At 65.2% G+C, this 20,010-nt stretch carries 31 protein-coding genes; 2 read left to right on the forward strand and 29 right to left on the reverse strand.

What is annotated here, in order from left to right:
• Positions 1–5: 5 nt before the first annotated feature.
• The 13 genes from ASG17_RS07560 to ASG17_RS07620 all read right to left on the reverse strand — a co-directional run bounded on the left by ASG17_RS07560 (position 6) and on the right by ASG17_RS07620 (position 7,239).
• The gene (locus ASG17_RS07560; protein WP_056101304.1) at positions 6–242 is read right to left on the reverse strand and encodes a hypothetical protein; all 237 of its coding nucleotides are present in this window, start codon (positions 240–242) and stop codon (positions 6–8) included.
• Positions 243–355: 113 nt separating this feature from the next.
• Positions 356–766, reverse strand: a complete 411-nt coding sequence (locus ASG17_RS07565) for a hypothetical protein (RefSeq protein ID WP_056101308.1) — start codon at positions 764–766, stop codon at positions 356–358.
• A 61-nt stretch (positions 767–827) separates the two neighbouring features.
• Complete coding sequence (locus ASG17_RS07570) at positions 828–1,307, reverse strand: hypothetical protein (protein WP_056101310.1); 480 nt, start codon at positions 1,305–1,307, stop codon at positions 828–830.
• A 62-nt stretch (positions 1,308–1,369) separates the two neighbouring features.
• Entirely contained in the window at positions 1,370–1,792 is a 423-nt protein-coding gene (locus ASG17_RS07575; RefSeq protein WP_056101311.1) for a phage tail terminator-like protein, read from the reverse strand.
• A gap of 9 nt (positions 1,793–1,801) precedes the next feature.
• Positions 1,802–2,254: a hypothetical protein gene (locus tag ASG17_RS07580; RefSeq protein ID WP_056101313.1), complete on the reverse strand. Its 453-nt coding sequence runs from the start codon at positions 2,252–2,254 to the stop codon at positions 1,802–1,804.
• Positions 2,255–2,258: 4 nt separating this feature from the next.
• Positions 2,259–3,299, reverse strand: coding sequence for a hypothetical protein (locus ASG17_RS07585; RefSeq protein ID WP_056101317.1), 1,041 nt, complete (start codon positions 3,297–3,299; stop codon positions 2,259–2,261).
• Positions 3,300–3,302: 3 nt separating this feature from the next.
• The gene (locus ASG17_RS07590; RefSeq protein ID WP_056101321.1) at positions 3,303–3,521 is read right to left on the reverse strand and encodes a hypothetical protein; all 219 of its coding nucleotides are present in this window, start codon (positions 3,519–3,521) and stop codon (positions 3,303–3,305) included.
• The gene (locus ASG17_RS07595) at positions 3,518–3,883 is read right to left on the reverse strand and encodes a hypothetical protein (protein ID WP_056101325.1); all 366 of its coding nucleotides are present in this window, start codon (positions 3,881–3,883) and stop codon (positions 3,518–3,520) included. Before ASG17_RS07595 ends, ASG17_RS07590 begins: the two co-directional genes overlap by 4 nt.
• Positions 3,883–4,359 carry a DnaT-like ssDNA-binding protein gene (locus ASG17_RS07600; protein WP_056101328.1) on the reverse strand — a complete coding sequence of 159 codons (477 nt, stop codon included), beginning with the start codon at positions 4,357–4,359 and terminating at the stop codon, positions 3,883–3,885. Before ASG17_RS07600 ends, ASG17_RS07595 begins: the two co-directional genes overlap by 1 nt.
• 2 nt (positions 4,360–4,361) lie before the next feature.
• A complete protein-coding gene (locus ASG17_RS07605) occupies positions 4,362–4,709 on the reverse strand; it encodes a hypothetical protein (protein ID WP_056101331.1) in 348 nt (115 codons plus the stop codon).
• Between the two features lie 2 nt (positions 4,710–4,711).
• Positions 4,712–5,737 carry a major capsid protein gene (locus ASG17_RS07610; RefSeq protein WP_056101333.1) on the reverse strand — a complete coding sequence of 342 codons (1,026 nt, stop codon included), beginning with the start codon at positions 5,735–5,737 and terminating at the stop codon, positions 4,712–4,714.
• A 14-nt stretch (positions 5,738–5,751) separates the two neighbouring features.
• Positions 5,752–6,117: a head decoration protein gene (locus ASG17_RS07615; RefSeq protein ID WP_056101336.1), complete on the reverse strand. Its 366-nt coding sequence runs from the start codon at positions 6,115–6,117 to the stop codon at positions 5,752–5,754.
• A gap of 3 nt (positions 6,118–6,120) precedes the next feature.
• Positions 6,121–7,239, reverse strand: a complete 1,119-nt coding sequence (locus ASG17_RS07620; RefSeq protein WP_056101337.1) for a DUF2213 domain-containing protein — start codon at positions 7,237–7,239, stop codon at positions 6,121–6,123.
• Positions 7,240–7,569: 330 nt separating this feature from the next.
• Here ASG17_RS07620 and ASG17_RS15455 point away from each other — a divergent pair, with 330 nt between their 5' ends.
• Positions 7,570–8,511 (forward strand): DUF6161 domain-containing protein, encoded by a 942-nt coding sequence (locus tag ASG17_RS15455; protein ID WP_156367764.1) that lies wholly within the window; start codon positions 7,570–7,572, stop codon positions 8,509–8,511.
• Here ASG17_RS15455 and ASG17_RS07630 read toward each other — a convergent pair.
• From ASG17_RS07630 to ASG17_RS07640, 3 genes are read right to left on the reverse strand one after another with little or no spacing between them, the layout of a single operon-like run.
• Positions 8,464–9,861: a DUF1073 domain-containing protein gene (locus tag ASG17_RS07630; RefSeq protein WP_056101343.1), complete on the reverse strand. Its 1,398-nt coding sequence runs from the start codon at positions 9,859–9,861 to the stop codon at positions 8,464–8,466. The two genes, ASG17_RS15455 and ASG17_RS07630, sit on opposite strands and share 48 nt — an antisense overlap.
• Positions 9,861–11,510 (reverse strand): hypothetical protein, encoded by a 1,650-nt coding sequence (locus ASG17_RS07635; protein WP_156367765.1) that lies wholly within the window; start codon positions 11,508–11,510, stop codon positions 9,861–9,863. The genes ASG17_RS07630 and ASG17_RS07635 overlap by 1 nt, the downstream gene beginning before the upstream one ends.
• Positions 11,446–11,901 carry a hypothetical protein gene (locus ASG17_RS07640; protein ID WP_056101348.1) on the reverse strand — a complete coding sequence of 152 codons (456 nt, stop codon included), beginning with the start codon at positions 11,899–11,901 and terminating at the stop codon, positions 11,446–11,448. The genes ASG17_RS07635 and ASG17_RS07640 overlap by 65 nt, the downstream gene beginning before the upstream one ends.
• Before the next feature lie 70 nt (positions 11,902–11,971).
• Between ASG17_RS07640 and ASG17_RS07645 the strand changes: the two genes are divergently transcribed.
• Positions 11,972–12,223, forward strand: coding sequence for a DUF2188 domain-containing protein (locus ASG17_RS07645; RefSeq protein ID WP_056101350.1), 252 nt, complete (start codon positions 11,972–11,974; stop codon positions 12,221–12,223).
• Between the two features lie 201 nt (positions 12,224–12,424).
• Here the strand turns inward: ASG17_RS07645 and ASG17_RS07650 are convergent, their stop codons facing one another.
• The 13 genes from ASG17_RS07650 to ASG17_RS07710 form a co-directional block, all read right to left on the reverse strand.
• Positions 12,425–12,679 carry a hypothetical protein gene (locus ASG17_RS07650; protein WP_156367766.1) on the reverse strand — a complete coding sequence of 85 codons (255 nt, stop codon included), beginning with the start codon at positions 12,677–12,679 and terminating at the stop codon, positions 12,425–12,427.
• A 54-nt stretch (positions 12,680–12,733) separates the two neighbouring features.
• Positions 12,734–13,288, reverse strand: coding sequence for a hypothetical protein (locus ASG17_RS07655; RefSeq protein ID WP_156367767.1), 555 nt, complete (start codon positions 13,286–13,288; stop codon positions 12,734–12,736).
• A gap of 192 nt (positions 13,289–13,480) precedes the next feature.
• A complete protein-coding gene (locus tag ASG17_RS07660) occupies positions 13,481–14,362 on the reverse strand; it encodes a hypothetical protein (protein ID WP_056101357.1) in 882 nt (293 codons plus the stop codon).
• Positions 14,359–15,240: a DUF1376 domain-containing protein gene (locus ASG17_RS07665; protein WP_056101360.1), complete on the reverse strand. Its 882-nt coding sequence runs from the start codon at positions 15,238–15,240 to the stop codon at positions 14,359–14,361. The genes ASG17_RS07660 and ASG17_RS07665 overlap by 4 nt, the downstream gene beginning before the upstream one ends.
• Complete coding sequence (locus ASG17_RS07670; RefSeq protein WP_082496151.1) at positions 15,237–16,655, reverse strand: DnaB-like helicase C-terminal domain-containing protein; 1,419 nt, start codon at positions 16,653–16,655, stop codon at positions 15,237–15,239. Before ASG17_RS07670 ends, ASG17_RS07665 begins: the two co-directional genes overlap by 4 nt.
• Positions 16,652–16,834, reverse strand: a complete 183-nt coding sequence (locus ASG17_RS07675; protein ID WP_056101367.1) for a hypothetical protein — start codon at positions 16,832–16,834, stop codon at positions 16,652–16,654. Before ASG17_RS07675 ends, ASG17_RS07670 begins: the two co-directional genes overlap by 4 nt.
• On the reverse strand, positions 16,831–17,175 hold the full coding sequence (locus ASG17_RS07680) for a hypothetical protein (RefSeq protein WP_056101371.1): 345 nt from the start codon (positions 17,173–17,175) through the stop codon (positions 16,831–16,833). The genes ASG17_RS07675 and ASG17_RS07680 overlap by 4 nt, the downstream gene beginning before the upstream one ends.
• Positions 17,172–17,519: a hypothetical protein gene (locus ASG17_RS15575; protein WP_056101374.1), complete on the reverse strand. Its 348-nt coding sequence runs from the start codon at positions 17,517–17,519 to the stop codon at positions 17,172–17,174. The genes ASG17_RS07680 and ASG17_RS15575 overlap by 4 nt, the downstream gene beginning before the upstream one ends.
• Positions 17,516–17,707, reverse strand: a complete 192-nt coding sequence (locus tag ASG17_RS15580) for a hypothetical protein (RefSeq protein ID WP_162238779.1) — start codon at positions 17,705–17,707, stop codon at positions 17,516–17,518. The genes ASG17_RS15575 and ASG17_RS15580 overlap by 4 nt, the downstream gene beginning before the upstream one ends.
• Complete coding sequence (locus ASG17_RS07695; RefSeq protein WP_056101381.1) at positions 17,704–18,261, reverse strand: GcrA family cell cycle regulator; 558 nt, start codon at positions 18,259–18,261, stop codon at positions 17,704–17,706. The genes ASG17_RS15580 and ASG17_RS07695 overlap by 4 nt, the downstream gene beginning before the upstream one ends.
• Entirely contained in the window at positions 18,258–18,830 is a 573-nt protein-coding gene (locus ASG17_RS07700) for a hypothetical protein (RefSeq protein ID WP_056101384.1), read from the reverse strand. The genes ASG17_RS07695 and ASG17_RS07700 overlap by 4 nt, the downstream gene beginning before the upstream one ends.
• Complete coding sequence (locus ASG17_RS07705) at positions 18,830–19,486, reverse strand: hypothetical protein (RefSeq protein ID WP_156367768.1); 657 nt, start codon at positions 19,484–19,486, stop codon at positions 18,830–18,832. Before ASG17_RS07705 ends, ASG17_RS07700 begins: the two co-directional genes overlap by 1 nt.
• Before the next feature lie 47 nt (positions 19,487–19,533).
• Positions 19,534–20,007 (reverse strand): hypothetical protein, encoded by a 474-nt coding sequence (locus ASG17_RS07710; RefSeq protein ID WP_056101388.1) that lies wholly within the window; start codon positions 20,005–20,007, stop codon positions 19,534–19,536.
• Between the last annotated feature and the right edge of the window lie 3 nt (positions 20,008–20,010).

Raw genomic sequence — 20,010 nt, forward strand, 5'->3', positions numbered from 1 at the left:
CACCTCTATCGCTTCGCCCGGTCGGCTGCGGCGCGCTCGCGCAGCATCTGAACAAGGGAGGCCTTCTGTTCGCTTGGGTCTGGGACGCCGGAAGCGATGCGGATGAACTGCTGGTCGAGGCGCCGGATCAGCGCGACGTCTGCGGCAGACAAGTCAGAGAGGGTGGTGCGTCTGAAGGCTTCAATCTCAAAAAACGAGATGGGCGCCGGGATAGGGACGCCACCGTTCACGCCGACGATCACCTGCGTGGTGCGGGTCTCGGACAGGCGACTAAAGCACTCCCAGACGAAGGCTAGGTCCTCGGGGAAGGCGGGCAGTGCTCGATCGCCGCGCTGAACAGCCCCCGCGAAAGCTGTTAGCTCTCCGCAGAGGCCTTCGTAAAACGGGCGCGGTCGAAGATGAACGCTCGGGCTTGGTCGCGCACCCAGGCATGGCCGTAGAGGGTCCGCGCGGCGTCATCCGAGAAGGCCGTCTCGTCTTCCCCAAGGCCAATGCCGTCCCAGCCGACAGACGCCGCCACCAGATAGTCGATATCCGCCTTCTGGCCTTGCTCGACAGTCATCGTGACCGGCCCCCTGGCACGCATGTGCCGGTTGCCGCGAGCGTTCATAATGCGGGTCAGCTTGTCGCTGTCCTGGCCCAGCAGCGTAATCGTCACCGGGGTTTCGCCATCCACCTTGAAGAGCGGCACGCCATCCGGCCCGTGCAAGTGCATCGCGACGCCGGCGTTCGCCTGGTCTGTCACGTCGAGACTGAGAAGATCCATGATTAAGTCCTTGGGAAAAGGACGCCGGGCGCGACCCTGGCGTTAAAGTTGGGGCGGAGGATCAGGGGACGGCAGTCGCAGCCACTTCGTGGATGGCCGTGTCGATCAGGATGGAGAACGTCCGTTTGTTGACCGAGTTGGACTGGCCGACATTGATCTTGTTCGAGTTGACCAGGCCGGCGAAGTAAAAGGCGCTGTCCGTGTCGTTCGCGTCGCCACCGTCGTCGGCTTGGATCTTGATGGCGTAGCGGAACTTGGTCTTCTCGGCCGCGATCATCGCCACCTGACCAGGATCATCCGGAATGTTGGCGAAGGTGACCGCGAGGTCGCCGGCGTCGCGCACACCCTTGCGCTTGCGCACACGGCCATCGCTAAGGGAGTTGAAGGTGGTCGTGGCGGCGCTGTCGCCGAAGTCGGGAATGGCTTCGCATTCCTTGATCTCGACGTAGGTCAGCGCCGTCATCGTGGACGGATCGTAGGACGACGTGACCGGCCCGATGAAAATCTTCGTGCCGATACCATCGGAGAGGGGCAGCGCCATGTGGAGCTCCTATGGGTGTGGAAGGACCGGCGCCCATCTCGGCAACAGGGCGGACCAGGCGCTTAAGCGGCGCGCCAAGGAATGGTGACAGCGATCAGGGTTTCGGTGTCGTCGGGGACCGGCGCACCGTGCCAGGCATCGCCGCTGATCTTCACGCGGGTGGCGCCTTCGGAAAGGACAAGGCCCTTCGGAAAGTGAGCGATGACCTGGCCAGCAGCCGCGATCGGCTTGATGTTGCCCTTGAGCTTGGGCCAGACGACCGTGACCTGCAGTAGGCCCTGATCGACCCGACCGACCGCCAAGGCGGCCCAGAAAGGCGCATTGGGAAACAGCGAGACCCTGAGGTAGGGTTTCGGCTTGCCCTTGCCGTCCACCGGAGGCGTGAAGCTCACGTCTGGCATCGCGACAGGCATAGCCGGCGAACCGACCGACAGGCTTTCGCATCGGGCCAGCAGGAGCTTGGCCACCACGGCGGGGTCGGACATAGCTTTCCCCTAAGCGCGGGCTTTGACGGTGCTCTCCGCTCGTGCGGCCGATGCCTCGATCAGTTGCGGCCACCGCTGCGTCGCGAGCCGAACGAAGGCGTATTTCTCTTCCATCTTGCGGGCGTAGACGGCGCCGTACGCGATGGTCAGCGGCGTCTCGAACTCAGCGCCCTGGATGGTGAGATTGATCTCTGCCGCGTCGTAGCTGAACGCACCCTCGGGGTTGGGATTGGGCAGTGCGGGGGGTAGATCGTAGCCGGGGCTCGCCGTCAGAGACGCGCGGAGGAAGCCGGTGTCGACAGGCAACGCGCCTCCGAAGCCTCCCGCCGGGTTTGCCACGCTTGGCCCTGGCGTCTGCATGATCCCCACCAGTTCCTGGACCGCGTCGGCTCGGACGGCGTGCATCCGCTCCTTGGTTTCGATCGCCCACCCCCGGATCTTCGCGGAAAAGGCGCCGGCCATCTGATCACCTCAGGTTGACGAAGAAGTCGATCCGGTATTCCGCGTCACAGCGGCAATTCACCGTCTCCTCAGGCCCAGCGCCGAGGGCCGTATCCATCGGAAACCGGAGGCGGGCGCCAGAGGGGCTAGTGAAGGCTCCGGAGAACGGCACGCTCTCCCTGTTCAGGCCGCGGTGTGTGTGGCGGACCCGGCTGTCGCCTGCCGACCGCCAGACCTTCGTGACGGTGTTCTCAGCGACCTTCCCGGAAGCGATGGCCTGGCGATAGGCCTCGTACTTTGAAAGTTGGAGGGCGGTCATGGCCTCGACCCGGCCGATGGTCTCGCCCCGCAGCTTCAGCAGGCGGACTTCATAGGCCTTCAGCGCCTTCGCTGCGATGGCTGGATCGACGACCGATCCCTCCCAGATCGCCTTTGTCACCGATCGGTCGAACCGCTTGTCCCTGCGCCCGCGCGTCAGATAGGCCCTGAGGGCTGCCGGGTCGCTGGAAGCGAGTTGATCCCGCGCCGCCCTGACATAGGCCTCCTGCGCCATCGTGAGCCCGAGGACGCCCCCTTCGCGCCTACCCGTGACCCGATTGACCCGACCGACGATATCCAGCGCGGCCTGACGCGGGTTCACGCCCCGCTGCATGGCCTCCGACAGGCTGGTCCGAACGACCTGGCGCTGCTCCTGCGTCAGCCGTGTGATCAGGTCCGAGGAGTGCTGTGAGAGCCAAGCCTCAGCTTCAAGGTTGCGGCCATCGAAGCGGATGACCAGCGCGGTCCCGTCCGGGCGGCGGCGCGGCATGTTCTCAGCGGCGGTGCGCCCGCCTTCCTCATGCGCCGCACGAAGTTCGCTGGCGACCTCGTTGAAAGCCTCAGGGTCGATGTGGAGCGCATCCAGCGCCGCCTCGATGTCGCCCGCCTCAACCGCTGCCGTGACCCGCTGAACCTCAGCTAACGACCGGAGGGCCTGGAGGGCTCGCAGGAAGGCGTCAGCCACCCTTCGGCCATAGCGATCCGCCAGCTCCTCGTAGAGCTTGGCCTGCGACCGCGATGTGGGCATCGACTAGCGCTTGAGGAGGGTCATCTGAGCGCGGGCAGCTTCCGCGTTCATGTCGAAGCAGGTGTCCAGCATGTCGTGGGCCTCCTGCCGAACCTTCTCGGCCGCGTCTCGGTCGCCGGTCACTTCGGCGCGAAGCACCGCCGCCTGATACTCGGACTGCTTGGCGTTCAGGTCTTTCCAAGCCGCTTGGGCGAGCATCGCAGCGTTGATGTAGTCGCTCATGCCCGGCCCTGGACCCAGTAGAAGAGGTCGATCCCCGCCGGCGAAAGCGGCTGGACGTCCATGACACTGTAGGCCTGGCCCGCCGCATCGAGCAAATGGTGATCGGTCGCGGGCTTGAGAGGCAGGGTTCCGACCGCCAGCAGGATCTTCTTGTCGGTGCGCAGGACGCGTGTGCCGTCGATGTCCTTCTGGTCGTACTCCAGCACCGCGAAGACCGCGTCGTGCTCGTCGGGGTCGCTCTCATCCGGGTCGTAGGAAGGCCCCGTAGCATCGGCCGGCACGCTCAGCTTGCCCTGCTGACCGTAGCGGGTGATCAGCCGGTTGGCCGTAGCCAAGGCGCGGGAATAGTCGAAGCTGGGCATCAGACGACGAAGATCGCGGGCTCGTACACCGTCAGGAAGGGTGCGAGCAGGCCCTCGACCGCCTGAAGGCGAACCGTCGCATCGATCAGGGCATCGCCCGAGGCAGTGACGTACTCGGTCTCGATCGGGCCGATCTTCTCGCGCTTGATGGCGCCGCCCGTGCTGGCAGCGACATGCAGCGAGCCGGGGGCCGTGGCCTCCTGCCAAGCCGCCGCATAGCTGGCCTGAACGACCGCCACGGGGATGATTTCAGAGGGAATGTCCGAGCCATAAGCCGAAGCGCCGGTGCGCGGCCATGCGCGCTCCTGGGCAAACCCGCCGGTCGGCTGGCCGGAGAACTTGGGCCCGTACAGCCCGTCGATGTACCCGCCGCCCCGCTGACGCAGCACAGCCGAAGCCGGTGCGCCAACGGGGAGCGTGTAGCCGTTGGCGGCGAGGTAGGCAGCCAGGCCCGCGTCGTCGCCATAGCCGGCCATGGTCAGGCCTGGGCCCTGTCGGCCACGAACGCGGCCTTCTCTTCAGCCGACATCGCGTTGAAGGCGTCCGCATCGGCCTTGGGCAGATCGGTCAGCAAGACCTTCTCTCCCTCGGTGATGTTGAACTTGCCGCCGCCGTGATGTTCGGCCTTCAGGCCGTCCGGGCCCTTCTTGCCCCTCCCGGCCGTGACCTTGACGTTGTCGGCCTCCAGCGCGGCGACCTGCTCTTCGGTCAGGGGCAGGGCCGTGTCGACCTCGCCTTTGCTGCCGGCGGCGATGATCGAGTAGCCGGCGTCCGAGCGGAACGCCTTGTCGACCGGGGACTGATTGTCGATCGAATAGACCGTCATGATCAGGTCCTCCGGCCGGTGCGCAGGACGTCCGGGCGTTGGCAGAAGTACAGCGGGTAGCTGTACAGCTCGCCCCGGGTCCACGCCTGGCGATCCCGGTCGGGGATGTTCATGGCGTAGGTGTCCTGGCCCAGCGTGTTGACGTACGGCCCGAACTCGGCCGGCGCCATCGCCTTCTTGAAGATGTCCTTCGCGCCCACCGGGAAGAATTTGGCCTTGTCAGTCGGGACCGCCACGGTCGAGTTGTCGTCGGTGCCCTGGTAGTTGTGGTAGGTGATGCCGGCGTAGGTGAAGGCCGTGAACGACTTGTCGGTGCGCAGGTCCGCAGCGGCCGCCCAATTCAGGTAGGACTTCTCGACTTCGGCGCTGGTGACGAGCGCGTCGAAGAACGCATCGCCGGCCAGGGCGTGGATCGTGGTGCCCGGGGTGAACGAACCGCCCGCCGAGCGGCGCATCGACCGGATCAGCGCAGCCGACTTCAGGCGGATCGCGCCTTGGGCCGGGGAGGCGTTGTCCAGGTCGAAGTCGATCTCAGTCGGGGCCGTGACGCCGAACTCGTCGAAGTAGTTGTAGATGACCGACGAGCCGTCCGCGTCCAGCAGCAGTCCCTGCAGAGCGCCCAGACGATGGTTCTCATGAGTGAGCTCCATGTCGTTGCGGACCGAAGCCATGCGCTTCAGGTACTCGGTCTGGACCTGGGCGAACTCGCTGTCGGAGCCAAAGGCACGGATGCCTTGGATTTCCTCGGCGTAGAGGGTGAAGCCCTCGGCCAGGCGAACCGTCTTCAGCGGGACGGCGTTGCGCGGATCAACGATCAGCTCCTTCGGCGGTGCGCCGATGGGGCTGGACGGGATCAGCGTCAGGCGGTCGTTCTGACGGTCGACGAAGACCGTGCGGGTGCGGACGGGCATGGGCTCGAAGATGCCCAGCTCACCCAGCAGTTGCGGCTTGTATCCGACCTTCGAAACCGCGCCCGTGAGCGAGGTCATCGAGAAGGCCGACGAGTTGAAGATATCCATGCCAGCCATGGTGTCAGCCCTCCTTAGCGAACGATGATGCCGAGGGCCTTCAGCGCCGCGTTGGCCGTGGCCTTCGCGGTGGCATCAGCCCCGGATTGGTAGATGAGGTGCGCGCCGTTCACTTCGGCGTCGCGGGTGACGACGGTCTTGCGGACGGTGCCGACCGCGGCTTCCCAAAGGATGCCGGCGATGGTCTGCGAACCGTCCGAGCCGCCCGGCGCATAGGCGACGTAGTTGCCGCCCGACGTCAGCTTGCCGAGGATCGTGCCGGCGGTCAGGCCCGGCGCGGCGCCAGCGGCGACGGTCACAGCATCGCGGCTGCGATACATGCCGTTGGCCTCGGAGACGAGGAAGTTCGCGGTGCCCCGCGTTTCGTTGAGAATGGCCATGTCTTAGGCACCCTTCTTCAGCTGGGCGACGCCGGCCGCGGCGAAGACGCCGTCGTTCCACGCGTCGTTCGCGTTCATGGAGTGGTCCTGGGTACGGATGGCGTCGCGCACGCTGTCGTTTGCGGCGTCGACGGTCTTCATGTCCCAGGCAGCGTTGACGTAGTCGTCCGACTGGCCGTTCGCGGCGTCACCGATGATGGCGCGCTTGATCTCGGCGTTGGACTTACCGTCCGTGACGACCTTCGGATCCAGGGCCTTCGCCTTGGTCACGACGGCGGCGCGATCGGCCACCAGTTTGTCGAGGGCCGCACCGTCGACGACCTTCTTCTTCAGGTCCTCGTTCTCGACGTCCTTCTTGGCCTTCTCGGCGTCGGCTTCCGCCTTGGTCTTGGCGTGGGCCGCCTTCTCGTCGGACAGAGCCTTGTCCGCGACAGTGAGCAGTCCGCGCATCTTCTCGATGGCGGCGATGCCTGCATCCGTGGTTTCGACCGGCAGGCCGTCCACGGTGATGGTCTTGAGCGTCATGTGACGATCTCCTTGGTGGACGGGCGCTTGCGATTGGCCGTTCTCGGGAGCGCCCATGTCCCCGATGCGGCATTCTGATCCGGCCCGACCCCGCCCAACGATGGCGAGGTGGTTGCCGCGGATGTTCTTCTGGATGGCGTCGTAGGCCTGGCCATCGGCGGTCACGCCGGGCTCGAACGCGAGGTCGCAGGTGTAACCGCAGGACAGTTCCCGCTTGCCGGCCTTCCAGGCGTCGATGGCGGCCTTGTCCATCACGACCATCGGCACGCGGATGAACGCGCCGTCACGGGCGATCTCGTTGCCGGTGATGCCGACGCTGTGATCTTTCCAGTTCGTCGCCGAGACCGACTCCGCCGGGTGGTCGTTCGTCACCGGGCGGTGCGCGAAGCTGGCCATGGCGTCGGTGGAGAAGACCTCGCTCTCGGGACGCAGAACCCGCACGACGGCCTGGTCGCGGAAGCCGTGCCTGTTCTCGGGGTCGGCCTCCTTGCCGCGATAAAGCTGTATGCCGGTGCGCGCGATCTTGGCGTCGGCCACGAGGTATCCGTCCCGCGTGAGCCTGGGCTCGCCGAGGGCGACGGCGTCGAAGATCTGCATCTACGACCCTTTCTTCGGATGTGGACTCAGCGTCTGGTTGCGCGCGACCTGTTGGAGGGCACCTTGGAAGCTGAACAAGAACAGGTGGCGAGCTTCACCCTCGCAGACGGCACCGAGTGGCGCCTCTTGGGGTGGCAGCGCATAATCGCGTGGATCGACGAGTTTCGTGCCGCTTGGGAATGGACCGAGCGGGAGCCTACTCTAAACGACCCAAGCGGTGGATACACTGGGTACTTAACCAGTCGCCTAGACCAACTCAGGTCGCAGGCGGAGGCGAGACGTCAACAAGGCCAACAACCAGCATCTTTTACGCAGGACGTCCCTGCTACCATGGACATCTACGCACCGTTTCACCCCAGCAGTGAGAACGGAACGCTGGTGGCGGATATTCGGAGAGCTGCCGGGGCTGACGCTGCAATCTTCGCTGTCCACCTGCTGCGTGGTCTTGTGAACCCCGTCAATGCAGTAGCGCTCCCCTTTCTTCGTGGTGCGCTTTTCGTAGCTCAGCCGAGTCTTCTGGCGGGGGATGATGCCGCTCAGGCAATGAGGGACGAAAGAACTCGGTTCAAACGGTCCGTGAACGAATTCCGCGAGCGCCAGGATTTAGCCGAATCGGATCGGCAAGCGGCCTGGGCCTCAGCTCTGGAGGAAGCGGGATCAACGGCGCGAACATGGGCCCGAACACTTACTAAGCGATGGCTTCGCTATTCCACGCATGCTCGCCGCAAAGAGCGTGCTTCGATGGAAAAGCTTCACGCGACCGATAAGGCTTTCACTGAGCAAATGGGTTTGAGGGGGCCAGTGAAGTATTGGAAGGATAAGGCAGAAGCACACGAAGGTTCGGAGGCGTTGCTACGCCTCTTCGTGATTGCCTTCTTTGTTATAGCAATGGGCGCGATTGTCTGGGCGTTCTGGTCAGTGGGGTGGACGCTGATCAACTTAGCCCTGAGGCCTGACGCACCAGCCATTCCTTCTGGCGTATATGTGGTTGCCTCTGCCGGGTTGGGTTCGGCAGCAGCCGTTTTGTTCTGGGCCGGTCGCCTGCTTACGAAGCTCTACCTCAGCCAACACCACCTGAGGCAGGATGCGCAAGAAAGGGCCACGATGGCCGAGACCTACCTAGCCCTGATCGAGAACCAGGCTGCGGACCCGGAAGACCGCCAAGTCATCCTGACCGCCCTTTTCCGCACCACTACGGATGGCATTGTGAAAGAGGAGGGCGGGCTAGATCCCAGCATCGCCGCTGCGTTGGGCAAGTACCTCGCCAAGTGATCCAGACGTGTCAGGCGCGCCCATGGCCGCTCCCTGATCCAAGTCGTCTTCGTCGTCGGGTAGCGCGCCGAACTCTTCGACCGCCCCTTCCAGTCCGGCCAGTGAGCCATCCTCGATGAACTCGTTGACCAAAGCCGTCGACAGGGCGTCTGGCGAGATCAGGGGTTCGGAGGTGCCGCCGTTGCCGCGCAGGGTGCGGGCGGCATCAGACTTGGTCTTGAAGATGTCCGCCTTTTCCTTCTCCGACATCTGCCAGAGCGGGTTCCAGACGTAGTGGATGGCCGGGTCGCGGGCTCCGATGGCGGAGCGGATCGTAGCCTCGTCCAGCCGCATCATGGCGGGCGTCATCTCCAGCTCTTGGCCGGCCGAAATGCGGTCGTAGTAGTTCCGGAGGTCGCTCTCTCCGGTGCTGTTCATCCCGCCTGGCGACATGCCCATGAACCGGGTCATCGGGATGTCTGCGGCACCCGCCGCGTGCTGGTCGAAGCGGTCCATCAGGTCAGGCAGGGTGCCGAAACTGACGGCCTTGCGGTCGTAGGTGTTCTTGGCGTCCAGCACGAGGGCGCGGAGGTTGGATTTGGCGTCCAGGTTCATCCGCAACAGCTCGCGGACCTTGTCCTCGCCGCCGTTCATCTTGAGGATCTCAGCCAGGCCCTCGATCGACACCACGTCGACGTTGGCCTCGTAGATCAGGCTGTTGATGTTGGCCGCGGCGCTCTCGGCCTGCTTCACCGCGTCGATGACCGACACGAGCACGCTGTCGCCCCAGCCATAGGCGGTGCTGGTGATGTCGCGGTCCGGCAGTTCGTTGCCGGCGAAGATGGTCAGGCGCGAGGGGTGGATCGAGACCTGGCCCGTCGTTCCGCCTGAGATGTTCCAGACCTTCGGCGTCCCGTAGAACTCCGACATAGGGTCGGTGTCGATCTCGCCAGGCACCAGCTGTCGAGGCGTGAAGATCGATAGGAAGCGGATGCCACCCTTCTTCACCTTGGACACGTCCAGCGGCTTCGAAGCGTCGTCGCCGAGGTCGGTGTAGATGGCCGCGCCACCGAACAGTCGGCCCTTCTTGCGGGCGTCCAGCACCTTGCCCCGGACGTTGAGGCGCTTCTCTTCCGCCTCGATCAGCTCGATCTGATCCTGCTTCGCCTGCCACGCGCGCCAGTTCCGGCAGCTATCCAGCGCCGGAATGTCCACGACCTTCCGGGCCATCCATGAGCCACGGTAGGCGTTGACCAGCTGCAGGTGGTCGAGAGTGGGCTCGGCGTAGTAGGTCGAGGCCGCCTTGTCGCGCTCCGTGCCAAGGCCCGACAGCACGTTGGCCAGGCCGTCTTGGACGAGGGTCTCGCTCATCAAAGCAGCGCGTCGATGTCGAGCCGGGCCGAGGCCGGCGGGTCAACAAACGTCAGCATCAGGGCATCCGCGTAGTCAGGCGATGCAATGCCGCGACGGGCGAGGGCCTTTTTCTGCTCGATCACGATCTTGCCCCGCTCATTCCGCTCCCACTTCACCAGCGAGAGCTGGAGGCAGAGGGCGTCGCTGTCCTTGTCACCGCTGGGCAGGGCCAGCAGATCGGTAAGCGGGTGCTCCACGCCCGTTTCCTTCCCGTCGAGGAAAGCGACGTGCTCGTGGGAGCGCTGAAGGGCTGTCCGACAGAGCCACCAGACCTCGGCCTTGGAGTTGCCGAACATTTCTTCGGACGTCCGCCCGTCAGGCCAGCGCCGCTGCGTCGGGGGGAGGCCGGTGTTGACCGCCGTAACCGTGAGGCCAGGGGCGGGGTTGTGCTTCAGCGTGGATGCGACGCCGGCTCCAACGCCCGGAGCATCGAAGTTCAGGAACGCCGAGCCCTGTTCCTGGGCAATCTCCAGGCCCCAATGTGCTGTCTCGGTCGTATCGGGCGCGCCGCGTGACTGCGGCTTGACTACGACGGGGCCGCGCCGCGTGATGGCGACCGACTTAGACTTTCCGGCGCCTACATCCAGCCCCGTAACGCCCTGGTTCGCGGGGAGCAGCCGAGGCTCCAGGGCCAGCAGCCGCTTGGCGCTCTCGACCCAGATTGCCGGGATGCAGATGCCCTCGACCGAAGCGCTGTAGTCGATGTCGTACTCGGAAGCCCAGGTCGTCGGGTCCGAGAAGCTGGCCTGCTTGGCGATGGCCCATTCCTCGGTCTTCCGAGGGTCGTCGCGCCAGTGCAGGCGGAAGATCTGGCGGGGCTTGAGGATCGAGTGGCGCTTGCGGGCGAACAGGTTGCCCATGCCGTTGACCGACGAGACCCAGATCACGCAGTCGGTGTTGCCGGACAGGGCCTTCTCGACCGTCTCGGCGTTGGCGACGAAGGCCGCCTCATCGACCACATACATGGAGGAGCGACCGCCCCGGCCCATGTCCTCGCCGCCTTCACCCGTGATGACCGAGCCCGTCTCCGGGTTGGTGATCCGCATGTAGTTGTCGTGGGCGCCGCGATTGAAGCCCTCGGGCATGAACTGCGCCGGCTGGCGGTATAGCATGATCCGCACCTTGGCGAAGATGCTGTCGGGGTCGTCTTTCTTGTCGACGTAATCGACCTTGCGGCTGCCGAAGGTGGACTTGAAACCGGGGATGAACAGCCAGGCCCAGAGGGCGAACCCGCCGCAGAGATAGGTGACACCAACGTCCCGACTCTTCTCGCCAAGGCCCTCTTCAGCCGCTTCTACCCGGGCCTTCAGCCACAGAATGAACTCTCGCTGCTTGGGCCAGAGCTTGAACGGGACGAAGGCTCCGCCCGGCTTGCCGACCAGTCGAGGGTCATAGGTCCAGGCGTATCGGTCGAACCAGTAGAGCGGGTCCGCCGCGCACTTGGCTTTCTCGGCCTCCCACCCGCCGGCCTCGGCCTCGATGCGCTCCCGTTCCTCGCGCTCTCGCTTCAGGCGGGCGCGTTGTTCCAGCAAGGCAAGGGCTTCACGCCTCTGCGTCAGGGGCAGCCGCCCCAGCATCTCCGGCGAGAGCGGCGAGGCGAGCGTCAATCTCTGCCTCCGTCAGGTTGGCGAACTCGACCGGCCCACCCTGGGGACCAGTATGCCGAAGCGTGTGCTGCGGGCCGTACTTGGCGGGCTTGCGGATACCTGCCGACCACTTCTTGGCGTCGATGGCCACGCGCGCCGCCTGGGGGTCGAGGGTGCCCTCTATGACCTTCTCGCCGATGTCTCCCACGGCGTCCGCATCAGCGTCGGCCTGATCCTCACGCGCGAGCGCGTAGCTCTGCCGAAAGTCCGAGCGCTCCCGAAGCCAAGTCATGACGGTGCGGTAGGCGGGCATCTCGTCGTCGCGGCAAATCTTGGCCAGGCTTTCGCCGCACGCGAGCCGGATGCAGATCTCGCCAGCCGTCGCCTCGTTGAATGAGGTGGGTCGGCCCATAGGTTTGGTCCCTGTTGCGGCTGGAGCGCCTCTTGGGGCAGGGTGCCGTCTCCAGAAAAGGAGGTCCGCTATGGCCAAGGCGCCCAAAAGAGCCGTTTACCACTCCACGCCCGACCCGAAGGGAAGCGGCTGGGTAGTTACCCGCGACGGCAAGAAGGTCTCGGGCCACCGAAAGCAGGAGACGGCAGAGAAGGCGGCCACCAAGGCAGGGCGTCGCGCTCTCGACGAAGGCGGCCTGGGCCAAGCGGTTCTTCACAAGTCCGATGGCACCATTCGCGAGGAGCGGACCTACGGTTCAGATCCCGCCAAAACGCCCGGCTAGCGCCTTCCTGATCCAGCCGTTGCCGTAGCGCGGAACATGGTCAGAGGGCATGAAAAAAGCCCCTAGACACAAGGTCTGGGGCCGCCGGGCGCAAGAGCACCTATGGCGTGTGTCCGCGATTACCTGTCCCCTGTCAAGCCACGGCATCTAGCGGTTGCGTCTGAGATTGAAGTCTGGGGGCCGGCCAGCGTAGTAAGAGGCCTAACCCTTTGGCCAGCTCAGGTAGCCCTCTTCATTCAGCTTGTAGGGCAGGTCGCTGCGCTCAAGGTGGGCGATAAGCTTTGGGTGGCGGGACGTGACGATACCATCCTCATTGCCCCGGTAGCACCGGTCGCAAACCAGGATGTCCCAGACGTTGACCGCCCGGCCTTCGTACATGCCCGGACCCATCTTGAGCGGCCGCTCGCACATAAAGCATTCAAACGGGCTTTTGCTACCTTCGGGCGGGTTTGTCATTGTTTGACCCTAAGTGAATGCGTGCTGACGTGTTCATATCCAGACGTTACAGTCTCACGGCCTGTTCCTCTCGTGAATGCGATCTTCGAGTTCCGCTAGGCCCCAATCCATAAAATAGGCCAGCCACCATGACTTCTGACGCTTGGTCAGCGGGCACATTCGGTCTTCAGGCACGCCTCGCGCCCTCCACTCATCGTTTTGTGCCCTCAGATTGATCAGCTGGCGAACATGCGGCTCGTCCGCCTCTATTGTGATCCTGCGAGATCGTGCTTGGTGAAGGTGCTCATCGTCGGCAGGCCAAAGGGCCATGTCAGCCGCCAGTTTCGTAAAATCCTTGGTTAGCTTGTCATGGAGGTCAGCCTTTTTGGCGAACCCGTACACCAGGTTCAGCGTGCTTGTGACGCCCACGACGGCCATCAGAATCTTGGCGATGAGCGTAGTTCTATCGACTAGAAAAAGGGCCACGAATGCCCCTGAACCGCTGACCGCCGAGATCGCGGTTATAAGATCGGCTATCCGCCGGTAAAACTCTCGCATTGCCGAGTGATACCGGCGGCTTCGGCCTACTCCGCACGAAACGACATAAAAGCCGCCGTCGTCCCAAGTCATTTTCTGGGCGGGCGTTCTTGCTGCAGCCAGTCTGGTGTTCGCCCGCCTTCGTTGTTTCTGGCCTTCTCTTCTTGAAGGGGCGTCTGACCGGGCTGGGGTCGCGGCGGCTGCGGTCGCGGCGGTTGCGGTGGCTGCGGTGGGTTGATCTTCTTTTCGTCCGTCATGCCGTTCCTTTCGCGGGGGCTGCTGGTCTCAATCTAAGCAATAGACGATAGCGCACGCGTCGAGTGCGAAGATCAAGTCCTCGCGAATCCTTGTCCGCACCGAACCGCTGCTGGCCATCTCGTTGATGTTCGCCCCCTTGCCCGCGATCTCGGCCAGGGCATGGATCGCCCTCATAGCTGGGTGCCCGGCGGGGAGGTTCGGCATGTTGGGGCGCAGGTTGGGGTCTCCGCCCTTCCGCTCCGCTATCTCCAGGGGGACGCCTGCGATCATAAGGTGGATGGTCCGCAGCCGGTCCCAGCTCTCGGCGATCTTGGTGTCGTAGCCTTCACCCCCACCAGACTTGGTCTTGCCCTCGCGCAGCAGGGTCGGGGGTGTCAGCAAGCGTTCGGGGTCGATCCGCTCGTAATCGGTGCGGAAGCGCAGCCCAGCCGACCGCTGCAGTTCCGTGATCCCACCGGTGGTACGCAAAGTGTCCAAACCGTCTCGGCCGACACGCCACTGGTCGCCCTCTTGGCCACGCTGGTCCCGGCCCTTCTCGACCGACAGTTCGCCCCCGCGCGCCTTCTCCAGCGCGTTGATCTCCGCTCGGACGGATCGCATTCGCTTGGCGTCAGTCTGGGCCTCCAGGGCCAACTCAAGCTCCAGCATTGCCAGATGCCCTTCGCGTCGACGGGGTAGGTCCGGCGCGATTAAACCGTTCGGGCCCTCGACCGTCGCAGCGAGGTCGGCCTCGGCTTTGCGGAAAGACCGCGCCAAATCCGGCGACAGGGTAAGGCCGCCGATCACGACCGGCGCCGAGTTGTCGTTGGTGTGGTTGTCGTTCGCTCCGATGACGCGGGGGGCGGACGGGGCACGGTGCTGGCCCTGGCGCTGGCGAGCGCGCTTCTTGGCCTTGTCGGTCTTGCTCATGCTGCGGCTCCTGGGGCGAAGAGGTCAGGCTTGTGGTTGGTGTTGGCGGGCTGGGCGGTCAGACCGAACTCGACCAGCAGGTGAGGCGGGACGCGGCATCCGGGGCGGCCGGGCGAGGGGCCGATGTCATCGGACGGCCAGAACCGGTTGCGCTGAAACTCTCGCAGCTTGGCTCGCCAGCGGTCATCGTCCGGCGCGGCGGTGCGCTGGGCCAGCGAGGCGATGGCGGTTCGTGGGGCCTTTGCGATCGACCGGCGCGCCCAAGTCCGCCAGCAAGCGTCCCAATCGCGCTGTCGGCCGTCCTTGGCCATCCACCAGTCTCGGAACTGCCGGGCCTCAAACGCCAGATCGACGTTGGCTCCTACCTCTCGGGCTTCGGCCTGCATTTCCGCGACCAGATCGGCCTTCGGGCAATCCACCGGCAGAGACGTTTCAGGCTTTCGCCTTGTGGCCCCCTTGGGGGGAAGGGGGGTATCTTCTTCTGGTTCTGGTTCTGAAGAATGCTCTAGCAAAACGGTAGCATTTGCTAGGTCCGTCCCCTTTGCTTTCAGTGCCTTAGCCTGTCCACCTTTGGAACCGGAAACGGCTCTCTTGATCGACTTTTCCGACGCCTTTTTGAGCTCTTTGGTGATCCGGTCGTTGCGGATTACGTCGCCATCCGGGGTGAAAAACTCCAGCACGTCGTCGCCGATCTTGGCCCATCGCGAGGGCGAGCAGGCGGCCATCCGCGCCAGCTTCTTGGGGTCGTTCGGCAGCTCCCCGCCGGCCGTCCACATGGCCATCAGAAGCAGCAGGTAGGCCCCGTGCTGTTCGGCCGTCAGGTGGCGCGTGTCCTTGAGGTAGTCGCCCACATAGAGCTGCATGAAGGGGTTGCTCACGCGGCTCTCCGGTCTTCAATGAGGTCGATCTCGGCGCGGTAGCTCATGGGCTCCGAGCCTTCGCCGCCGTGGCGGTTCTTGGCTATGATGACGTCCATGTGGGTGCGGAGGTCAGCGACCTTCATTTCCCAGTCCAGGTGAGTGTCGGTCCCGGCCTTCGGCTCGGCCTTCTGCAGGTAATAGACCTCGCGGAAGGGGAAGAGGACGGCGTCGGCGTCCTGTTCGATCGAGCCCGACTCCCGAAGGTCGGACAGCATCGGCCGCTTGTCGTCGCGGCTCTCGACCGAGCGGTTCAGCTGGGACAGCAGCACGACGGTGATCTTGGCCTCGCGTGCCAGGTTCTTGAGGGCGCCGGTCATCTCCGCGATCGCGCTGGCCTCGTTCCGGCCGGCGAGGGCAGGACGGCGCATCAGCTGCAGGTAGTCGATCCCGATGGCGGCCAGTTCTCCGCGGCGCTTCATCGCCCAGACCGCGCGTGACACATCCTCGAGCGAGACGCCGGCCCGGTCGCGGAGCCAGAGGTTCTTCGGGATACGGCCCTTGGCGGCGTGCAGAGCCTGCATGTCGAAAGAAGTCAGAGGCATCACCTTGGCGATGTCTGAGAAGCTCACCGGCTGGTCCTCGCGGACGGTCAGACGCGACAGGGCGCGGTCGTTCAACTGGTCAGTGTCCATCTCCAGCGAGAAGCCGGCGAAGAGCTTGGTCGGGTTTTGCAGCGCCGCGCCGTACAGCACGTTGCCCAGAAGCGCCGTCTTGCCCATGCCGGGGCGACCAGCGAGGACGATGACCGAACCGGGCATGAGCCCGCCCAAGCGCTTGTCGAAGCACGACAGGCCGGTCTGGACACCCTTAGGCTTCCCGGTGGCGAGCTCCAGCTCCAGCCGACCCATACGCGTCTGCGCGGCCTCATAGGCATTCTGGAACAGCGCATCCTCTGGCGCGGAACCGCGCTCGGCGGTCTCCAGCTCGGCGCGGGCTTTGGCCACTGCCTCGTAACCACTGTGCTCACGGGACCGGGCCGACTGCATGGCTACGGCCGCCATCTTGATCAGGCGCCGGCGGACGGCCGTGTCCGCGAGCTGCTCGGCGTAGTCGCGCGAGAAGGCGGACGGTGGAGCGCGATCGATCAGGTCCAACAGATAGCTGAGGCCGCCGAAGTCGTGGAACGCCTGATCGTCGTCGAATGCCTGTTGGAGCGTCCTGGGTTCGGCTAGCTTGCCCGCGCCGATCAGCCGGGCGATCTCGGAGAACAGCCGCTCGTGAAAGGGCTCGCTGAAGTCCGGTCCTGTAACGGCGTCATGGACTAGCCGCCACGCCTCGTTCTCGAACATGAGGCAGCCCAGCAGCGCCTGCTCGGCTTCCAGGTTCAGCGGCAGGGCGTTGGCCCGGTCCTCTTCGTCGCGCGGATCCATCATGCGGCCTCACTGTCGAACAGGGGGCCGCAGCGGATGGCCTCGGCACGCGCTTGGGCTGCGTCAGCCCAGCGGTTCAGTTGCTCGGCGACGGCCGGGTACCGCTTGGCGCGGCTCTTCGCTTCACGGCGGACCATGCGGGCGTAGTTGAGTTCGAGGTCGAGGAGGTCTCGGCGATTCACCGGCGGTCCCCATCGTTAGCGGCGGAGGCGCGGTCGAACAGCTGTTCCGCCCGGGCCCGCGCGTTCGGTCCCGAAATCAGCGGCTGATAGGCCCGCGCCGCGATCATGGACGAAGCCCCAGGCCCATCACGTCGGGCGGTGAAGACGTCTTTGATGGCGTCCAGAGCCCCTTCGCATTCAAGCTGGAGGCAGGCGTCTGGCGCGCCCAGTAGGTGGTCTCGCATTCGCTCAAAGGCGGCGCGGCGCACGGCCTCGTCACGGGCGCGCTGGGCGGCCGTCTGGCGATCCCGGTCGATGCGGGCAGCGACATGGTCGGAGAAGTCTCGGCGGGCGGCGGTCATGCAGCGCTCCGGATGCTGGCGTTGAATCCGGCCTTGCGTCGGCGTGCGAGCTCCTCGTCGACCTTCAAGCACACGTAGGCGAAGTCGGGCTCTGACAGCCGCTGCAGGTCCATGAAATCAACGCGGGTGTCGTCGATCACTTCGAGCGTTCGCCAGCCACCGGGAAGGCTGCGAAGCCGACCGCGCCGGATCAACCCATAGACCATGCGGTGGACCCCGCTCTTCGAAGCGAGACCGAGCTCATCCATGATGTCGGTGTATGCGGGCGAAGCGCCCGCATGTTCAGCCTGATACCGTTTGATGAAGGCAAGACAGTTGGCCTGCACTGTGGTCAGTCCGCTCATCCGATCCAATCCTTGTCCAGAACATGCGCGCCGGCGACCCGCTCGTATTCGGTCGAGATGATCGCCCGCAGGCCGTGCACACCGCCCAGATCCAGGATCGCGCGCATGGCGCCGGACAACCGGGCTCGCTCGACCTCGATGCTGGTGGCGCGCTGACGCATCGCCGCGGCGGCCTCGGGAGGTCTCATGCCGCCCACCTGCGGAGGGACCGGGCGTAGTCCTTCTCGGACTGGCGGGGCGTGCCGACCTGGCGGGCCATCGCCTTGGCGGCATGGGTCAGGCAGTAGGTCTCGACCGACTTATTCGCGCCTTCAGGGACAGGGCCGCCGCAGCACATCTGAAATGCCGGGCGCCCAGGCTCGCCTACGGGCCAAGAGCACTGCGACCGGCGGCGATCAATCAGCAGCACGGCCAGATCGTTTGCGGGGGCAATGAGGCTCGGCGAATCGACCGGAGGCGGGGCGGCCTTCTCAGCCTTCAGCGGACCATTCGACATGTTCCGCACGATGGGCGGGGCTTTGGGCTCGCGCGGCGGTTTGGCGGGCGCTGCGGCTCTGAGGGTGGACTGCGGCCTGTCCTTTCTGGACATGCCCAGTCTATGCACACGGCCGATCACGGCGTTGCGCGTCCGGCCCGGCAGCACACTGGCGATTTCAGACGCGCTCTGGCCCTTCAGCCAGAGGTTCTTGAGGATCGCCTCTTCGTTCTGTGACCAGTCGCGGCACAAGGGGTTGATGTTCATGCGGCGTCCCTCCGGGCGAAGTTGATGGGGTCCCAGTGGCCGGCCACCTTCGGGTGACGCAGGCGGAGGGCGCAGAGCCAGATGCCGAAGGCGTCGGCCTCGTCGGAGGCGTCCTCGCCAGCCTGGGTGTAGGTGTGGGGTTCCAGCCCAAAGGCTCGGCAAGCGCGGACCATGTCCGGCTTTTTGGCGTTGCCCTTGCCCGTGAGGGCTTGCTTCGCCTGGGCGGGCTGGACCTCGGCGCACTCCAGCCCTCCGCGGTAGGCGATGCGCTCAAGCTCTCCGGCGAGGCCTTGGAGCTTGCGTGTCGTCAGGATGCTGACGCCGCCCTCGACCTTCTTGCTGGCCGGGTTCCATTTGGCGCGGGGCAGAACCGGCGCTTCGAACACGATGAGGGCCGGCTGGACGCGCTCAAGCAGGGCGTTGATCCGGTCCTCGAACGCGGCAAGGAAGCGCCCGACCTCGTCACCCGTCGACGGCAGCCGGAAATGCTCCAGCGTCGGGACTTCGCCGGTATCGGCGGCCCCGAAGCAGATGCCGGTCTGGGTTGCGAGGTCGAGCGCGAGCAGCATCAGGCCGCGTCCTGCATGTGCGCAGCATCGTCGCCGTCATCGTTGGCGACGGTTTCGATGTCGGTCTGGCCGTCATCGGGTTCCGGCGCCGACCGCGCATCGGCCGCAGCGGCGTTGGCCTTCTCGAGGCGGGTCTGGAAGGCACGGCGAACGATCCCTTGGCCTTCCTCGTGCCCTTCGCCGTAGCTCTGGACACAATCGGGCGGGCATTCCTTGGGTGCCTCACTTGCCCAGCCCTTGCCGGCCAGGCCATGCTTCACACCGATCTGACGCCACTTGAGCTGCTCGCGGACGGGGTCAGGGGTCGCCTCGGTGCCGTACAGCTCCAGTTGCGAGCCGATGGGGTGGGCCATCGCCTCGGCGTACCAGTCGCGCTCGGCGTAGAACTTCTTGACCTCTTCCGGCGTCCATTCCAGCAGCCGGACCTGCTCATCCAGCACGCCGAGGGTGATGCCTTTGGCCTTGGCGCCCTTCCGGTAGGCGCTGATCTCCGCAGCGATCTTTTTCCGCTTCTCCAGCAGAGCGACCATCTCGTGCGCGGCCATGCGGATGTCGTCGTGGCTCGGCATGCCGTTGCCGGGCTCGTTCGGGATCGATCCGATGGTCCCTTGAACCTCGGGATACTTGTCATCGTTGGCAGTCAGGGTCTTGGCCATCTGGCCCTCCATCACGACCGCTCAACGGGGCGGTCTGTCCCGTTCAGTCATCGCTGCGCTGCGCGCGCCTTGCAGTGGTGGTAGAGCGCCAGCATTGGTCGCAGGGCGTCCTGGATCAGGCTCAGGCTCGCAGCGCCGTCCAAGTGATCGAACTCGCCGTCAGCGGCCCGCCGGATCATCTCGGAGACCATCTCCCCGCTCTCGGCGGTGAAGGTCGCCAGCTGGGCTTGGAGCGCTGCCTGATCGATTGCCCCGCCGGGGACAAAGACTCCGCCCGCCTCATGAGCGATGTGCTCGGCCAAGGCCGTTCCGCCGGCGCCCGCCAGCTTGCAGGCTTCGGCGTAGGACAGCTTCACCCGCTTGCGATCCGGGGTGTCAGGGTCGCCCGCAGCGTGAAGAGACGCGCGCGGCCGTTCCACTACATCGGCGGCTTGGTTCAGCCCTCCGACCTGCCCAATGGCCTTCGCCAGGGCTTCGTAGTGCGATCCCGGCGGCCGGGGCTTCATCACTCGGTACGTCATCTG

This window comes from Brevundimonas sp. Leaf363 (assembly GCF_001424025.1).
In the GTDB taxonomy this organism is placed as follows: domain Bacteria; phylum Pseudomonadota; class Alphaproteobacteria; order Caulobacterales; family Caulobacteraceae; genus Brevundimonas.

Bases quoted from the DNA above. Each gene is read 5' to 3' on its own strand.
- ASG17_RS07680 (WP_056101371.1), bottom strand. From the start codon at position 17,175: ATGACCGCCGCCCGCCGAGACTTCTCCGACCATGTCGCTGCCCGCATC.
- ASG17_RS07565 (WP_056101308.1), bottom strand. From the start codon at position 766: ATGGATCTTCTCAGTCTCGACGTGACAGACCAGGCGAACGCCGGCGTC.
- ASG17_RS07670 (WP_082496151.1), bottom strand. From the start codon at position 16,655: ATGATGGATCCGCGCGACGAAGAGGACCGGGCCAACGCCCTGCCGCTG.
- ASG17_RS07575 (WP_056101311.1), bottom strand. From the start codon at position 1,792: ATGTCCGACCCCGCCGTGGTGGCCAAGCTCCTGCTGGCCCGATGCGAA.
- ASG17_RS07615 (WP_056101336.1), bottom strand. From the start codon at position 6,117: ATGGCCATTCTCAACGAAACGCGGGGCACCGCGAACTTCCTCGTCTCC.
- ASG17_RS07695 (WP_056101381.1), bottom strand. From the start codon at position 18,261: ATGAACATCAACCCCTTGTGCCGCGACTGGTCACAGAACGAAGAGGCG.
- ASG17_RS07710 (WP_056101388.1), bottom strand. From the start codon at position 20,007: ATGACGTACCGAGTGATGAAGCCCCGGCCGCCGGGATCGCACTACGAA.
- ASG17_RS07595 (WP_056101325.1), bottom strand. From the start codon at position 3,883: ATGCCCAGCTTCGACTATTCCCGCGCCTTGGCTACGGCCAACCGGCTG.
- ASG17_RS07660 (WP_056101357.1), bottom strand. From the start codon at position 14,362: ATGAGCAAGACCGACAAGGCCAAGAAGCGCGCTCGCCAGCGCCAGGGC.
- ASG17_RS15575 (WP_056101374.1), bottom strand. From the start codon at position 17,519: ATGAGCGGACTGACCACAGTGCAGGCCAACTGTCTTGCCTTCATCAAA.
- ASG17_RS07700 (WP_056101384.1), bottom strand. From the start codon at position 18,830: ATGCTGCTCGCGCTCGACCTCGCAACCCAGACCGGCATCTGCTTCGGG.
- ASG17_RS07650 (WP_156367766.1), bottom strand. From the start codon at position 12,679: ATGACAAACCCGCCCGAAGGTAGCAAAAGCCCGTTTGAATGCTTTATG.
- ASG17_RS07640 (WP_056101348.1), bottom strand. From the start codon at position 11,901: ATGGGCCGACCCACCTCATTCAACGAGGCGACGGCTGGCGAGATCTGC.
- ASG17_RS07580 (WP_056101313.1), bottom strand. From the start codon at position 2,254: ATGGCCGGCGCCTTTTCCGCGAAGATCCGGGGGTGGGCGATCGAAACC.
- ASG17_RS07630 (WP_056101343.1), bottom strand. From the start codon at position 9,861: ATGAGCGAGACCCTCGTCCAAGACGGCCTGGCCAACGTGCTGTCGGGC.
- ASG17_RS07655 (WP_156367767.1), bottom strand. From the start codon at position 13,288: ATGACTTGGGACGACGGCGGCTTTTATGTCGTTTCGTGCGGAGTAGGC.
- ASG17_RS07600 (WP_056101328.1), bottom strand. From the start codon at position 4,359: ATGGCCGGCTATGGCGACGACGCGGGCCTGGCTGCCTACCTCGCCGCC.
- ASG17_RS07610 (WP_056101333.1), bottom strand. From the start codon at position 5,737: ATGGCTGGCATGGATATCTTCAACTCGTCGGCCTTCTCGATGACCTCG.
- ASG17_RS07645 (WP_056101350.1), top strand. From the start codon at position 11,972: ATGGCCAAGGCGCCCAAAAGAGCCGTTTACCACTCCACGCCCGACCCG.
- ASG17_RS07605 (WP_056101331.1), bottom strand. From the start codon at position 4,709: ATGACGGTCTATTCGATCGACAATCAGTCCCCGGTCGACAAGGCGTTC.
- ASG17_RS07620 (WP_056101337.1), bottom strand. From the start codon at position 7,239: ATGCAGATCTTCGACGCCGTCGCCCTCGGCGAGCCCAGGCTCACGCGG.
- ASG17_RS15455 (WP_156367764.1), top strand. From the start codon at position 7,570: ATGGACATCTACGCACCGTTTCACCCCAGCAGTGAGAACGGAACGCTG.
- ASG17_RS07570 (WP_056101310.1), bottom strand. From the start codon at position 1,307: ATGGCGCTGCCCCTCTCCGATGGTATCGGCACGAAGATTTTCATCGGG.
- ASG17_RS15580 (WP_162238779.1), bottom strand. From the start codon at position 17,707: ATGAGACCTCCCGAGGCCGCCGCGGCGATGCGTCAGCGCGCCACCAGC.
- ASG17_RS07590 (WP_056101321.1), bottom strand. From the start codon at position 3,521: ATGAGCGACTACATCAACGCTGCGATGCTCGCCCAAGCGGCTTGGAAA.
- ASG17_RS07585 (WP_056101317.1), bottom strand. From the start codon at position 3,299: ATGCCCACATCGCGGTCGCAGGCCAAGCTCTACGAGGAGCTGGCGGAT.
- ASG17_RS07705 (WP_156367768.1), bottom strand. From the start codon at position 19,486: ATGGCCAAGACCCTGACTGCCAACGATGACAAGTATCCCGAGGTTCAA.